The following is a 14,435-nucleotide window of genomic DNA, read 5'->3' as shown; positions in this document are numbered from 1 at the left end:
TGGTTTTGTGGAAGCGAATTTTGATTGAGGTTGGTTATGCTGAAAATGTGCGGCATTAGTCTTGATCGCAACAGTCTTAATGCTCTGTTTGAATCCTTTAACGCTAATAACGAAGATGATGCCGGATAATAAGGCCTAGCTGAGAAATGGATGGGATTTTATAGGTTTGAATAAGTGCAAGGCCTCTGATTCACTCGTTCATGAATGAATCCAAAATGGGGTGAATCAGAGCCTTCTGGGTTTAGCGCAGCTGAACGACGGTTAAGTTACTGCCTTTTTGAGTAAATTCGACCTGTTTAAGGGCAGACATTCCAAGTAAGACTTCTTTACCGTCCATGGCAGGATTGACGATGGCGTCAATATTGGTGAGTTTGATGGGACCGAATTCAATTTGGTCTAGCTCGGTTAAATAACCGGTAGCGATGCCGTTGGCGGTTTCCATTCGGGTTTCTCCCAAATTTTCCACATCTAAAACACTGGCCAGTTCGTCAGAGATCACCACATGGGTGGCGCCCGTATCTAACAAAAACCTTACGGGTACTTGGTCTATTTTCCCAGAAGTAGAGTACTGGCCACTGAAGCCATTAATGGTAATGCTATTTTCAGAGCGATTACTCGCATAAAGCAAAATGAATATAACGGCCAATATGGCAAGCCAAAGACCCCACATCATAAATTTGCCAAAACGTTGAGTTGCATCTTCTATCGGTTGATTCATTGGTTTGTCTTAGTAGGCTTGTGATCGATTTGTCTGAAAATTAATCGGTACTGATTTTGAAAATATAAGTGAGATCATTGTCGCATATTCGAGTAACCAATCTGATTAAAAAGTAGTAAAAACGATTTTTAGGGTGGTTGTCTCGATTCAATCGTTTTGTCTATAACTCTCAAACGTGCCCGCAGTTGTTAAAAAGTCTCAAAGATAGATTTTAAATATTTAATTTTCAGTCTGACGGGAGAGAATTTGCGAACTCAATTTTTTTCATTAACTTTTTGCTGATTTTGTTTCATACGATTGTGATCTTTTCTCTTTAATTTTTGTGAATACGATGTTTCTAGTGACGAAAATGTGAACTCTATTGGATTGCAAGTTAAGTAGTAAAAATTGCTTTGATTTTGAGCTGTTAGATGTCAGGGTTATCTTTTTGTTGGGTTTCGATTAACCTTGTCATAAGTCCAAATGTATTTAATATTTATGCGCATTTTGTAAGAAAATTTTATATACCTGATAGTTTGAATTAACAATATTTTCGAGCGATTTGAACATAAGTTATTGGCCTTCATTATTACCGTAACTGAGTGTATTTAGCGGTAAATACTGATCGTGTAATAAGCACATGCTGTTTAAATTTTAATGTGTGAAACCTTTCTCGAAGTAAAACATTAGTATTACCAGTCAAGACAAATTAGAGGTATAACTGTAAGGGAAGGCAGTTTAGGTCTGTATCGGGATATACGGTCATTTCGATTTATAACGCTCATCATTGAGCGTCATCAAACAGCTTTATACATTCGAATTTTCATACCTTTATTGCTAAAAATTGTGACGGTGTTTTGAATTGTGGGTGGAACAAAAATTCTTAGAATTGTTCTTAGCTCAGTCTTTTTGAATCTGCATACTTAATTTATCGTTTTATCTTAGTGAATAATCATGGATCGGTTTACGTGCAATGGTGTTGCGAATTACTGCAAGTTATACGTATTCATTAACTGCTTAATGGTAAACGGATAGGGTTTATGTTGAACAAATCTCAAGGTAATGTCGTAGAGCTTAGGCCCTCCACTAATATGTCCAACAAACCACAAAATAAAATGGTTCGTTTGCCGGCTGCCGTTCACCTGTTAAAAGAGAAAACGACCTACTTTCTTCAGTCATCTATGTTGAGTTTGTTCGACAACGTTGACGACACTCTTTTTGAACTTGCCGACAAGTCTGATAACAACCAAGATCAGAACTTATACTTCGAATCCATGCGTCAAATGCGTTTGCGTCGCCGCGACATGGAAGGCGAGTTTATTCAACGTATTCATGCGTCTTTCGACCAACTTGCCGATCCTGAAGCAGAAAATCGAGAAAACAACTGGGAAAAATCTCTTGATATCGACAATTTGTCGCTGGTTAATAACGACCAGTTGGAGCAAAACGTCGCTATCGAAGCAATGATCAATAAAGCTGTAGAAAAGTCAGCTACTGCGTTACAGCATCTAACCTTGCGTTTAAACAGTCTTGTGCCAATACAAGTGACTCAACGCACTAACCCAATGGGCCCTAACGAGGTTTGTAATGCGTTCGTTGCCGTCGCGGAAGGTTTAGAAGCCAATATCAAAATTAAGCTAGTACTGCTTAAGTTGTTTGATCGCCATCTTGTGGCTGAGTTGCCTGGTTTTTATGCGCTAATTAATGATGTATTGGTGCAACGTAACGTTCTACCCGAGTTAGGCGAAGGTTCTTCTCGTCCTAAGCAACCAAATTCTCCTCGCGGTTATCAAAAACAAGTTGTTAGTGATCAGTCGCAAGACGCTGTGGCGTCTGAAGACGTGCTACAAACGTTCCGCAATCTTATGTCGAGTGTTCAAGGTGAGTCTTCTTTACCTAGCACCGATGACGGCGTAGTCGTTCCTCAAAATACTTTGATTCATTTGCTGTCTCAGCTGCAAATTCGCCAGCCAACCAATGCAAGCCGAGCTGTTGAGGTTAATAATCTACAGCGAATTATCTCGGCAAATAACCAAGGTGCAATCGGCCAGATTGATCGTGATGTGATCAATCTCATCAATATGCTGTTCGAGTTTATTGTTGATGACCGCAACCTTGCTGCCGAAATGAAAGCGTTGTTGAGTCGATTACAGATTCCAATGCTTAAGATTGCCATTGCTGATAAGTCATTCTTTGATCGTGGTGGTCATCCTGCTAAACGTCTTCTTAACGAGATGGCAACAGCAGCACTTGGCTGGGTACCTAACGCAAAAGGTCGCGATAATCTATTATCCAAAGTTCAAGAAACTGTTAATAAAATCTGCGATGACCCAAATGTTGGCGCCGATGTTTTTGAGCAAATGCTCACGGATTTCTTATCGTTTGTAGAAAAAGAGAAAAAACAAGCCGCAATTCTTGAAAAACGTACCCTTGATGCAGAAGCTGGCAAAGCTAAGGCAGAGGCTGCGCGTAAATTGGTTGAAAAAACCATCGGCAGATTGAGCAACATTGATCAGCTCTCAGAAGCAATGGGAACCTTGGTTCATGAAGCGTGGGCCAACGTGATGTTTTTAATTGCGTTAAAAGATGGCACCGACAGTCCGCAGTGGGTTTCTGCGCAAAGTACCGTTCGTAATTTGGTTTGGAGCCTAACGGCTACTATTACCTCAGAAAATAAAGTTAAGCTGGTTAAATTATTGCCCGAGCTGCTAAAACGTCTTCGTGTTGGTCTTGAGAGCATCAGTTACAACGCTTATGACATGGGTAAACTATTCAAGCAACTTGAAGTTGAGCATTTGGCGCAATTGAAAGGTTTGCCTAAACCCGTTGAACCTAAGGTTATTAAGTCTGAAGAAGCTGCCAAACCGGTACACAGTTCTGAGTCCACATTGGCTAAATTAGCAAAAGCTCGACAAGAAGTTCGTCGTCCTGTTGCTGAAAATGCTTTGCATCACAGTCCAGTTGGCCCAGGTAGTGTGAATACTCCGGTAGTTTCTAAACCCGAACCACAGCCTGTTGTTGAAGTCGCCAAAGTTGAAGAGCAACCAGTGGCGGCGCCTGCACCAGCGCCCCGTGGCCCAGAACCTCAATTTTTGGATCAGGTAGATGGCTTATCGCAAGGTAGTTGGTTTGAACTTAAAGAAGGTTCAGCACCTATTCGTTGTCGATTGGCTGCCATTCTTCGTCCAATGGGTAAGTATATTTTCGTTAACCGCAGTGGTATGAAGGTCGCTGAAAAAGATCGTCCAGAACTTGCACTATGTTTGCAAAGTGGGTCGATTCGTATGCTCGACAACAGCATGTTGTTCGATCGTGCACTTGAGTCTGTGATCAGCAATCTACGTCAAAGCAAAGGTTTGAGCTAATTTAGCTCAAACCTTATTCAATTTATCTCCGCTCTATCCAGCACATCGTGTTAAATTTCTAACCTTTCACTAAAACCCCAACTGCATCTTCCTCATCTAGTGTTTCCGTCGATGATTTGGTTTGTCATAAGCTGAGCTAATTGCAAACTCCACAAATTTTCTATGACCGGGTTAGAATAGAGCCGCTCAAGAATCTTGGTGGTGTAGACATGATTGATAAAAACGGTTGGTTATTACCTTGCGAAGAATTTCAGCTGCGCGCAGTGCCATCGCCCAACTTTAACCAGCGTCCTTCAAACGAAGATATAAGCTTGCTGGTTATTCACAACATCAGTTTACCTGCGGGTAACTTTGGAACTCCGTTTGTGGAGGATCTATTTTTAAATCGGCTAGAAAAGTCCGCAGATCCAAGTTTTGAAGAAATACACACCTTAAAAGTATCCAGTCATTTGTTTATTCGTCGCGATGGTGAGGTGATTCAATTCGTCTCTTTCTGTAATCGTGCTTGGCATGCTGGAGTTTCGAGCCATTTGGGGCGTGAAAACTGTAACGATTTTTCCATTGGGATTGAGCTTGAGGGTACCGACACTGAGGCGTATACCAGTATTCAGTATCAGGTGTTATCTATAATTACAAAAAAAATTATTTCGGCTTATCCGCAAATTAACGCCGACAATATAGTTGGTCATGAGCATATCGCTGCGGGAAGAAAAACCGATCCGGGCGCATCGTTTGATTGGCCACGTTTTAAAAATAGTGTGTTTTGAAAATAGTATGTTTTGAGAGTTTTTACCCGTTAATGCAGTTGATGCGTAATATCGCCATACAGAGGCTGGAATGACTTTAATTGTTTTATTGATCGCGTTGGGTATTTTACAGTTTGTCGATATTGGAAAATATATCCACAAAGACGACTGGTTTCATCGTTGGATAGACGCCGTGAAGAGAAAAAATATGGTAAAACCCAATGATCTGACCGCTCTTGCGTTATCGATTTTTATTCCGTCTCTTTTATTGTTAATTGTGGTGATTGTTTTCAAAAAATTATCCATATTACTGTTGATAGCGCTGTCAGTATTAGTTTTAGTATACAGTTTTGGTCGTGGTGAATTTAACAGCGTCGCCAAAAAATACTTAGTAGCTTGGCGCTCGAATGATTGGTCGTTAGCATGCACCTATGCCAAGCGTTTAGATATTAACTGTGGCGAAGTTGAAGCTAATGATTGGTCGGAGATGAATCACCGGGTGACCAGCGTTTTGGCGTATCGAGGTTTCGAGCGATTGTTTTGCGTCATTTTTTGGTTTCTCTGGACCGGTATTGTCGGCGCATTTATTTATCGTTTAATGACATTGTATCGTGATTACTGCGACGATACCGAAGAGTACGAAACACTGAAAAAAGCAATTTGGTTTGTTGAGTGGATTCCGGTTCGCGTATTCGGAATTACGCTAGCCCTAACCGGCAACTTCTCCAGTTGCTTTGCTCGGTGGAAGCATCATTTTTGGTGCGGCGACCGAAGCTCGATCTGGATGATTACTTATTACATAGAAAGTGCGCTTAATATCACACGTGTTGATATCGACAATCCCCGCTGCGGCGAGGTTGAGTTGCAAGAGCTTTCTCAGTTATACACTCGCACGCTGATTTTTTGGGTGTGTTTTATTGCTGTAGTGACTATTTTTATCTAAGTTATTTTATCTAAATTGTTCGAATATAAAATTCTGATTAAATTATGGATGTGTTAATCAGAGTTTCCAATATTAATTAAGAAAAGTTGGACATTGTCATGCCTTCATTTGATGTGGTTTCAGAGGTCGATAAACAAGATTTAACCAATACGGTTGACCAATGTAATCGTTTAATTAAAAACCGATTTGATTTCAAAGGCGTTGATGCAGATTTCGAACGCAGTGAATACGTGGTTACCTTGCGTGCCGACGCTGAATTTCAAATTACACAAATGCTCGATATTTTAAAATCAACCTTACACAAAAACGGAATTGATATTCGTTGTTTGGAAGAGGGCGATTTAAATATGTTGGGCAAACAAGTTAAGCAGCCTATTACCATTCGCACGGGCTTAGATTCGGATTTGGCCCGTAAAATCGTCAAAATGGTAAAAGACGAAAAAATGAAAGTTCAGGTACAAATTCAAGGTGATCAGGTACGTGTAACGGGCAAAAAACGTGATGATCTGCAACAAGTAATTACGTTGTTAAAAGCTTCAAGCATTGATATGCCGCTACAGTTTAATAATTTTCGCGATTGAACATATCAATATAAAGGGTTTTTGGGGATTTTCGTGAGCTTAGCGTTTCCCCTGAAAATTATACGTATCTCCTGAAGACAAGAGTACTCCACCGGTTCCTGTGCCTGATTGCATCGGAGGACAGAAATTGAAAATAGGATTTCCAATTTCATCACAATTTCAATCATTTACGGCTTTTGAAATTGGCGACACATCCTTGTGTCGTTGGAAACTCTGAATTAATCAGAATTTCGTTAATAATAAATTTGCTGTAAGCAAGGATACCGTCAATTGGATTGGTTCACTGCGGGTAATTCAGTAACGGAGTTGATCGCTCTTGCACTTATTTTGTTGGCTGGTTTTACTTCGTTTGTAACCGCATCTATGGGTGTCGGTGGCGGAGTGTTGCTTCTTGCGATAATGACCACGTTAGTACCGGTTGCCGCACTGATTCCTGTTCACGGGTTAGTGCAGTTGGGCTCTAATGCCAATCGTGCGTTTCTAACGCGTAAGCACATCGATCGCTCGTTGTTGTTGTGGTTTGCTACAGGAGCTATTGTCGGCTCTGTGGTTGGCTCCTTTATGGTTATTCAACTTCCGGTTGTGGTCATCGAATTCACCGTTGGCGGTTTTATTTTGTTTTTGGTATGGGGCGGTAAACCCAAAGCTCGCGAGTCAACACCGATTGCGCGTTTTTTGGTGGGTGTTTTTACGACATTTTTAAGCTTGTTTGTGGGTGCGACAGGGCCTTTGGTGGCGGGTTTTATTCAGCGAGCAGGCAGCCCAAAATTGGTGATGACAGCAACATTTGCCTCCTGCATGACCTTGCAAAATATACTTAAGGCGACGGTATTTTCAGTAGCTGGATTTGCGTTTTTTCAGTGGTTACCGTTGATTCTATTGATGATTGCATCTGGATTTGTCGGAACTTGGTTGGGTTTGAAAATGCTGGATAAAATCCCAGAAGCACGTTTTCAGATCATTTTTCGAATTCTTATAACGGCCTTAGCGTTACGTTTAATTGTTCAGGCCGTTATATCGCTGGATATTTTTTAACCTTTTATGACAGGCTGAGGTTTCTCTAGCAACCTGTCGTAGTCACTGTAATTTTAGCTTTCGCGCCATTTGAATAAGCTGGTTGAAATGGTCATGAAAACAATAGTCATAATGCCAAGTATGAGCAAATGATCACTCACATCCACTAAGCTTGCACCGTCTAACATAATTGCTCGCGCTGCTTGCACCATGTGAGTTAATGGCAGTAATTCGCTAAATCCAGACATCCATTCCGGTGCGCCATCCAGAGAAAACCAAATTTCTGAAAGCAGCATCATGGGAAACGCAAACATATTTAATATACCGTTTGCTAATTCCTCGCTCGCCAAACGGCTGGCAACAATTAGGCCCAGTGACAACAGCGATAACATGCCAGTAACACCGACAATAAATAAATCGAAATAACTGCCGAGCATGACAAAATTAAGTACAAAATCCGCAACCACAAACACTAGTGTGCTGACTAAAATCATAATGATTAAGCGCGATAAAACTTGTGCGGTTAAAAATTCGATAGGGCGAATTGGTGATGCTTGCAGTCTTTTTAAGACACCATTTTTGCGATAGCGAACAATTACATAACCAATACCAAACAAGCTACTGAACATTAGGTTCATGCTAATAATGCCGGGAATAGCCCAATCTACGTAACGAATTTTATCACCGATAATTTCGTCTTTTTGCCAAGTGGTTATGCCTTGATTGGCAAGTAGCTCTTCAACCACCGTCGATTTTTGAGAATTTGGATTTGCCCAAAATTCCTGCTTAGCGTTATCTAACAACAGATCAATTTGATGGTAGCGTACTTTTTGTAATGCCTTGTCTTGATCGTTGTAATAAACCAGCTGAATGCTGGGTTGTTGCAACAATTCCCAAGCGGGTGCTTGGTCTCCCAATATACCAACTTTAAATAAAGGCTGATCGCCGCGAGAGAACGCTAAGGCTACCACAGCAATGATCAGCGGTGGCATAACGAACGACCATATTAGTGAAGCTCGATCGCGGTAATATTCTTTATTGCGAGCCAAAAACAGACTCAGGATTCTTTTCATTTTTCTACTCGATGTTAGCGCTGCTCAAAGGGTTCACGAATTTAAGGGAATTATTCGCGTAAACTGTGGCCGGTAATTTTCAAAAATAAATCGTCGAGTGTGGGGTTGCGAATTTGCAGAGACGATAGGTTAGCGCCGCAATTAATTAATTCTTGCAGTGATTGTTCAAGGTGTTTACTGACAAGAATAATTTCGTCAGATTTAGTTTCTACCTGCTCAAACTTTTCGAGATGTTCCGGGCTAAGATCGCCGTCGCGAAGACAAATGTAAGAAATACCAAAATGTTCTTTAAGCAAATTTTTAGGTGATCCTTGCGCGATAATTTTGCCTTTATCGACGATGACTAATTCGTCACATAACGACTGAGCTTCATCCATATAGTGAGTTGTGAGCACAATGGTTTTGCCAGATTTTTTTATATCATTAATAAGATGCCAAAAGTTTCTGCGTGACTGTGGATCAAGACCCGTAGTTGGCTCATCCAAAAAAATAATTTCTGGGTTATTGATCAGAGCAATTGCCAGTAATACCCGTTGGCGCTGACCGCCCGAAAGCTTGGCCGCCGGTTGATGTAAAAACTCCGATAAATAACAGCGCTCTACCAGCGTGTTAATGTCTTGAGGATTTTTATAAAAGCCCGCAAACAGCTCAAGTACTTCAATGACAGTCAGAAAATCCATTAAGGCGGTTGATTGAAACTGAATTCCAGCTTCGTCTTTAAACGCGGGATTATGGCTAATACCTTTGTATAAAATCTCGCCGCTGGTAGGTTCGGTAATGCCTTCAATCATTTCTATGGTTGTGGTTTTACCTGCGCCGTTAGGGCCGAGTAAACCAAAACAGGTGCCTTGTTTAATGGCAAAAGATACACCATTCACCGCAGAGACCTTTTTAAAGCGTTTGTGCAGGTCTTTAATTTCCAGAATAGTCGTCATAAGCGTTCAAAATTATCTTACGAATTAGTTATGTTTGGATGCAGGTTAGTCGCGATTTGTTGCAATAACGCGTGTTAAGTCTTTTCTTATCAGCATCAATAAAATCAAAGAAGGAATTACCATGAGAGTAGTCACAATAAAAAATACCGACCAACTGCCCAGCAGATCGACCATGTAACCGCTGGCACCCGCTAGGCTGATTCTGCCGAAGTTGCCAATAGACGCAAATAAAGCATATTGCGTTGCGCTAAAACTCTTGTTGGTAATAGCCGATAAAAATGCCACTAAAGCAACTGACGAAAACGCCGCAGTGAAGTTATCGACAACTAATGTAATCATGAGCAACCAAGGTTTAGGTCCGGTCTCGGCAATAATAGAATAGAGTAGATTGCTCGATGCCATGGCAATGCCGCCAATCAATAATCCACGTATCACGCCGAAACGGCTGTTAAAGACACTGCCGACTAGGGTAAAAGTAACGGTCAACAACCAGCCGAAGGCTTTGGTGATGTTGGCGATTTGTTCGTTAGAAAAGCCAATTTCCTTGTAGAACACAATCGACATTCTTCCTAAAAAGGCTTCGCCGAGCTTAAATAAGAAGACAAACAATAACAGTGCAAGGGCGACTCTTACGCCGTTATGCTGAAAAAAATTCTTAAACGGTGTTGTGAAGGTATCGTGAAGCCAAGACTCAATATTGGTTTCTGGCGATACTGTAAAAGCTCGTTGCCTTGATGACTCGCGAGATTTCTCTTGTACAAAAAAAGTCGCAATTATTAACACACAAAGCACGGCGGCCATTACTAAATAGACCTGATTCCAACCAAGCGCATCAGCATTTTTAAATGCTAAGTATCCGGGGCCTGAATAACCCGTCCACCAGCCTATGATCGACATGGCTGCGGCTGCCGGAAATTTATCGGCTTCATCGCTGTTAAATTGATCAATCCGAAACGCGTCTATGGCGATATCTTGCGTTGCAGAGCAACAAGCTATGGCAAAAGCTAGTACTGCGAATAAAAATAAATTTTGCGTTGGTTGCAATTGAGCAAGGCCCAATAAAATAAATAATGTGATTAGCTGTGTAGTGATCACCCAGCTTTTACGGGAACCAAATCGAGATAGGCCAGGTATTTTTAAGCGATCGATTAACGGTGCCCACAAAAAATTTAACGCATAAACGAAGGTAACTGTTCCTAAAAGGCCAATTTCTCCCCGACTGATGCCACTGTCTTTTAACCAGCCGCTGAGGTTGCTACCAATAAGTGCTGAGGGAAAACCGCTGCAAATACCCATGATAAATATCCACAACATGCGTTTGTCGAGATACAGTTGCAGAGATTCTTTAAAAGAGTGGGGCATGGGGGAGAACCGAATGAGGTGAGCACTTGGATGTGTGTGCCTGATTAATATTCGATTCGATTATACCTACTTGGGCTGGGACTTGTGGCTTTTAGGGTCGCCACAGATAGGTTTTTAAGTTAATTTTGTTATTTTCGAACAAAATTTGTTCTTTTTCGAGCAGTGAGCGTTGTATTTCACCATGTTCGCCGGGTTGTGAAATGCGACCTTGGCTATTTATTACTCGATGCCAAGGTAACTTTGTATCGCTGGGAAGATTCTTTAGCACCATTCCGGCCCAGCGGGCAGCGCCGGGGCGACCGGCTAAACCAGCAAGATGGCCGTAGGTGACCACCTTGCCTTTGGGCACTCGATTCAATACAGCATAAAGCGCGAGCGTTTCGGGCGACATTATTTGAATTTGTAAACCAAGTTGACCGACGTGATGGTGTCTTGGCTTTCGTCACCAGCGGCAGGCTCGCTGTTGTAACGGACTTCATAGCCAAGCTTTAGAGCTAAAGAAGAATTAATAGCTACATTCAATCCTAATTTATTTTGAACGAATGTATTGTCATCACCGGATTCTACTCGAGTAACGTTACTGAGTGATGTGGTCTCGGTCAATTGTTGGTTATAGGACGAGGTTACAAGGAAGGTTGCTCCGCTTTGGTCCTCTCCGGATTCTTCCAATTCAGTTTGTCGATAACCCAAACCCGCGGAAACGTCCCACTGCAATTCTTCTGATAAAAAGATTTTGTAACCCGCACCTGCACCGACCGAATTGATTTCTTCAAAGGAATCGAACTTATCATTGAAATAACGTAGATCGCCGAATAAGAAGGTTCTTTCATTCAGTAAGTACTTGCTGTCCCACGCAGCGGTGTAGGATTCCGCACTTTTTTCGTTTTCACTTTCTGCAGAGGTAGCGTCTAAATTTCCGCTATGTTCCCAGCGTTTACCTTTATTAGTAATTTCTAGTGCACTGTTTAACGTTTTCGACTGCGAATTTCCATCTACTAAAATGAGACCCGCTTCGCCGACGCCACCCCATTCGCCCGCAAAAGATGCATTGGCAAAGGTCAGAATGGCGGCAGTGAGTAAATGTTTTCGCATAGAAAATAGCTCCTTGGTTGTGTTAATTCTGTAACTATAAAAATCTCTTATTAACTTCTCCGTGAGCTAATAAAAGGGCAAAATTGACGATGCGATTGCCAATTTCTTCACAATTTCAACCGCATACCGTTCTTTAACTTGGTGGTACATCTTTTCTATTGTCACTGAGCTTTTATCACTGGAAACGCTAGGTTGATCTGAGTTTCCTATACAATAATAAATGCCTCAATTGCCTGTTTGATTTCAACCGCCTGTTTGAATAGTCAAAATGCAATGAGTTTAAAAATAGGTCGAGCATTCTATAGTGAAATGCGAAAAATACCGAATCTAATCTTGTCGCAATTTTTGCATTATCAAATAACACGCTTTCAAGTGATAAAGGCTGTGTTTTTATTTCACTTAAATTTCTTGTGTTTATTGGAGGCGGTGCTGTTTATTTTAATATCGATAGAAGCCTCTGATTAACTTTTTCATGATTTAATCAGAGGGCAGGAATCGACAATGAGACTCCCAATTTCTTCATAATTTCAATCACTTACTGCTCTTGAAGTTGGTGACATATCTTTGTGTCGCTGGACTTTTATCAATGGAAACTCTAGGTTAATCAGAGTTTGCTATAAATAACGGATATTTTAAATTCGAAAATTGTCTGTCAATGTTATCTCGGGAATAATTCAAAGGTAGACTAATTTGAGTATTCTATAAGTACATTAGTCATTAACTCTCAATAGTCATTAATTCTCAATTAGTCATTAGCTCTCAAAAGACGCTAGAAATATCGGTAAATTCATCAGAAAAATGTGTGCTAACCATTTGCTATGGGAATTTTAGCAAATCGCGAATATTAGCAACTTAAGCTGAATCTATGATTAATCAAATATATGATTGCCATAAAAGCACATTGATAGCCGAAGAAATAATAATCACACAAATAAAATGTTAGAACGTAAAATTCCTGTCAATTATTTATTTTCATCATAGAAGTCACACTAGATTCGATAGAGTTTTCTCTATTTAATCCATTCGCTCTGAAATTTATTACCACCGTATTCGATGTTTGATTCATTCAATCACTTTCAAAATAAACGTTGGTAAATAGGCATTTAGCGATCAGCTGGTGCGTTCAAATTGGTGTGAAATAACTCCACTATTCTATATCGCTCGAATAGTCACCGGTGTCGATAAATTCCTTAAATCATGCCGAAATTCAAAGGCTCATTTTAATCTGAATCTGAATGTATCGTTAATCCGTTATAGTAGTGAGGGTCGAACGGTATTTACGGAGTTGTCACTTGTCATTATTCCATATTCACCGAGCAGCTTTTCGTAAGATCCGTGCAATACAAGAACTGTTTCGCGTTGCCATTGAATACCCAGCCGATGCCCTCATATATTGAGACTGCCACAAGCGATGCTAAATATATTTCGACGGAATTGAATTTGCGATCAATAGCAGGGTTCGCAGCCTCTGATCAGTTTTTTGTTTTAGATCGGTGGGTAAACGTTGAACGTGTAAATTCCGGTTTTTAAGTGATATCAACAACTTATGATGGTCGAAAAAGGCAATATATTTCTGCGCTGCTCGGTAGGTTGGAGTAATCAGAATGTGCTCCAGTAATGGTTTTAATCGATTTCACACACAATAATCTTGGGAGTAGCCAATGCCTTTATTATTAATTTTCATAGTTGGGGCATTCTTTACCGAATTATGGGTGTTAGTGCAGGTTGGAGGACAGATTGGGGCATTTACCACTGTCGTTGCCACTCTGGTGACCGCTGCATTGGGTATTGCCCTGGTTAAGCGTCAAGGTCTTCAAACCTTAGCGCGAGCCCAAGAGAAAATGACTCACGGTGATTCACCAGCCCAAGAAATGCTAGAGGGTGTTGCCTTGTTTGTGGCCGGTATATTCCTGTTGTTGCCGGGATTTGTCTCTGACTTTATTGGGCTTTTGTTGTTAATACCGCCATTTCGAGCGGCTTTTGCCAAACGATTTTTGAAAAACACCCAGGGTTACACCTTTATGAGTTCTCGTTTTAGATCGCAATACCGCGCCGGAAGCACCTACGACGGTGAGTTCACTTCTTCTACTTCTGAAAACGATACGGCCGAGAAAAAAAATCAAAAATTTTTGCCATGAAGGTGTTGAAATCGATTTTCAAAGCCCCATCTCCACAACCACTAAGATTGCAGGCCTTGAGACTTAAGTATTTAAGGCTCATGTAATTGCGAATTACATAACCGAAACACCAAGACTTTGGCAATCCGCAAGAGCGGGTTGCTATGAACACTTTCAGGAGACATCAAACATGAATATCCGTCCTTTACACGACCGTGTTGTGGTTCGCCGCAAGGAAGAAGAAAAAACTACTGCTTCTGGTATCGTTTTGCCAGGTTCGGCGACTGATAAGCCAAATCAAGGCGAAGTTTTGGCAGTGGGTAACGGTCGCATCTTGGACAACGGCGAAGTTCGTCCAGTTGACGTTAAAGTTGGCGACATCGTGGTATTTGGCAAGTACGCCGGTAGCGACACCATCGAAGTAGATGGCGAAGAGCTACTTATTTTGACTGAATCTGACATCAAAGCGGTTTTGGTTTAATCGCTTACAAACGACACGTTTGAATTTGA

General features: G+C 41.1%; 13 protein-coding genes. 7 read left to right on the top strand and 6 right to left on the bottom strand.

Annotated features, from left to right (window positions below):
* Window positions 1-241 precede the first annotated feature (241 nt).
* Window positions 242-718, bottom strand: coding sequence for a retropepsin-like aspartic protease family protein (locus ACYQ2C_RS02665; RefSeq protein ID WP_460048357.1), 477 nt, complete (start codon window positions 716-718; stop codon window positions 242-244).
* A gap of 1,019 nt (window positions 719-1,737) precedes the next feature.
* On the opposite strand from ACYQ2C_RS02665, the gene ACYQ2C_RS02660 reads away from it, so the two are divergent.
* From ACYQ2C_RS02660 to ACYQ2C_RS02640, 5 genes are all read left to right on the top strand, one after another.
* Window positions 1,738-4,062, top strand: coding sequence for a DUF1631 domain-containing protein (locus ACYQ2C_RS02660; RefSeq protein WP_460099455.1), 2,325 nt, complete (start codon window positions 1,738-1,740; stop codon window positions 4,060-4,062).
* A gap of 209 nt (window positions 4,063-4,271) precedes the next feature.
* Window positions 4,272-4,829: a 1,6-anhydro-N-acetylmuramyl-L-alanine amidase AmpD gene (ampD, locus tag ACYQ2C_RS02655; protein WP_460099457.1), complete on the top strand. Its 558-nt coding sequence runs from the start codon at window positions 4,272-4,274 to the stop codon at window positions 4,827-4,829.
* 70 nt (window positions 4,830-4,899) lie between these two features.
* Window positions 4,900-5,751 (top strand): regulatory signaling modulator protein AmpE, encoded by an 852-nt coding sequence (gene ampE / locus ACYQ2C_RS02650; protein WP_460099460.1) that lies wholly within the window; start codon window positions 4,900-4,902, stop codon window positions 5,749-5,751.
* A 98-nt stretch (window positions 5,752-5,849) separates the two neighbouring features.
* Window positions 5,850-6,332, top strand: coding sequence for a YajQ family cyclic di-GMP-binding protein (locus tag ACYQ2C_RS02645; protein ID WP_460048352.1), 483 nt, complete (start codon window positions 5,850-5,852; stop codon window positions 6,330-6,332).
* Between the two features lie 270 nt (window positions 6,333-6,602).
* Entirely contained in the window at window positions 6,603-7,367 is a 765-nt protein-coding gene (locus ACYQ2C_RS02640) for a sulfite exporter TauE/SafE family protein (RefSeq protein WP_460099463.1), read from the top strand.
* 53 nt (window positions 7,368-7,420) lie between these two features.
* On the opposite strand, the gene ACYQ2C_RS02635 is transcribed toward ACYQ2C_RS02640, so the two are convergent.
* The 5 genes from ACYQ2C_RS02635 to ACYQ2C_RS02615 form a co-directional block, all read right to left on the bottom strand.
* A complete protein-coding gene (locus tag ACYQ2C_RS02635; RefSeq protein ID WP_460048349.1) occupies window positions 7,421-8,419 on the bottom strand; it encodes an ABC transporter permease in 999 nt (332 codons plus the stop codon).
* 50 nt (window positions 8,420-8,469) lie between these two features.
* Window positions 8,470-9,354: an ABC transporter ATP-binding protein gene (locus ACYQ2C_RS02630; RefSeq protein WP_460099467.1), complete on the bottom strand. Its 885-nt coding sequence runs from the start codon at window positions 9,352-9,354 to the stop codon at window positions 8,470-8,472.
* A gap of 45 nt (window positions 9,355-9,399) precedes the next feature.
* Entirely contained in the window at window positions 9,400-10,716 is a 1,317-nt protein-coding gene (locus ACYQ2C_RS02625) for an AmpG family muropeptide MFS transporter (RefSeq protein WP_460099470.1), read from the bottom strand.
* Window positions 10,717-10,807: 91 nt separating this feature from the next.
* Window positions 10,808-11,107 carry an MGMT family protein gene (locus ACYQ2C_RS02620; protein WP_460048344.1) on the bottom strand — a complete coding sequence of 100 codons (300 nt, stop codon included), beginning with the start codon at window positions 11,105-11,107 and terminating at the stop codon, window positions 10,808-10,810.
* Entirely contained in the window at window positions 11,107-11,808 is a 702-nt protein-coding gene (locus tag ACYQ2C_RS02615) for a DUF481 domain-containing protein (RefSeq protein ID WP_460048342.1), read from the bottom strand. Before ACYQ2C_RS02615 ends, ACYQ2C_RS02620 begins: the two co-directional genes overlap by 1 nt.
* A gap of 1,661 nt (window positions 11,809-13,469) precedes the next feature.
* Between ACYQ2C_RS02615 and ACYQ2C_RS02610 the strand changes: the two genes are divergently transcribed.
* Window positions 13,470-13,946, top strand: a complete 477-nt coding sequence (locus ACYQ2C_RS02610) for an FxsA family protein (RefSeq protein ID WP_460048341.1) — start codon at window positions 13,470-13,472, stop codon at window positions 13,944-13,946.
* Between the two features lie 169 nt (window positions 13,947-14,115).
* The gene (locus ACYQ2C_RS02605; RefSeq protein ID WP_460048339.1) at window positions 14,116-14,406 is read left to right on the top strand and encodes a co-chaperone GroES; all 291 of its coding nucleotides are present in this window, start codon (window positions 14,116-14,118) and stop codon (window positions 14,404-14,406) included.
* The last annotated feature ends 29 nt before the right edge of the window (window positions 14,407-14,435 follow it).

It is taken from the genome of Sessilibacter sp. MAH3, assembly GCF_054658275.1.
Note: the sequence above shows the minus strand (reverse complement) of the source record. Positions and strands in the feature narration are given on the sequence as shown.

Bases quoted from the DNA above. Each gene is read 5' to 3' on its own strand.
- ACYQ2C_RS02665 (WP_460048357.1), bottom strand. From the start codon at position 718: ATGAATCAACCGATAGAAGATGCAACTCAACGTTTTGGCAAATTTATG.
- ACYQ2C_RS02660 (WP_460099455.1), top strand. From the start codon at position 1,738: ATGTTGAACAAATCTCAAGGTAATGTCGTAGAGCTTAGGCCCTCCACT.
- ampD (WP_460099457.1), top strand. From the start codon at position 4,272: ATGATTGATAAAAACGGTTGGTTATTACCTTGCGAAGAATTTCAGCTG.
- ampE (WP_460099460.1), top strand. From the start codon at position 4,900: ATGACTTTAATTGTTTTATTGATCGCGTTGGGTATTTTACAGTTTGTC.
- ACYQ2C_RS02645 (WP_460048352.1), top strand. From the start codon at position 5,850: ATGCCTTCATTTGATGTGGTTTCAGAGGTCGATAAACAAGATTTAACC.
- ACYQ2C_RS02635 (WP_460048349.1), bottom strand. From the start codon at position 8,419: ATGAAAAGAATCCTGAGTCTGTTTTTGGCTCGCAATAAAGAATATTAC.
- ACYQ2C_RS02630 (WP_460099467.1), bottom strand. From the start codon at position 9,354: ATGACGACTATTCTGGAAATTAAAGACCTGCACAAACGCTTTAAAAAG.
- ACYQ2C_RS02625 (WP_460099470.1), bottom strand. From the start codon at position 10,716: ATGCCCCACTCTTTTAAAGAATCTCTGCAACTGTATCTCGACAAACGC.
- ACYQ2C_RS02620 (WP_460048344.1), bottom strand. From the start codon at position 11,107: ATGTCGCCCGAAACGCTCGCGCTTTATGCTGTATTGAATCGAGTGCCC.
- ACYQ2C_RS02615 (WP_460048342.1), bottom strand. From the start codon at position 11,808: ATGCGAAAACATTTACTCACTGCCGCCATTCTGACCTTTGCCAATGCA.
- ACYQ2C_RS02610 (WP_460048341.1), top strand. From the start codon at position 13,470: ATGCCTTTATTATTAATTTTCATAGTTGGGGCATTCTTTACCGAATTA.
- ACYQ2C_RS02605 (WP_460048339.1), top strand. From the start codon at position 14,116: ATGAATATCCGTCCTTTACACGACCGTGTTGTGGTTCGCCGCAAGGAA.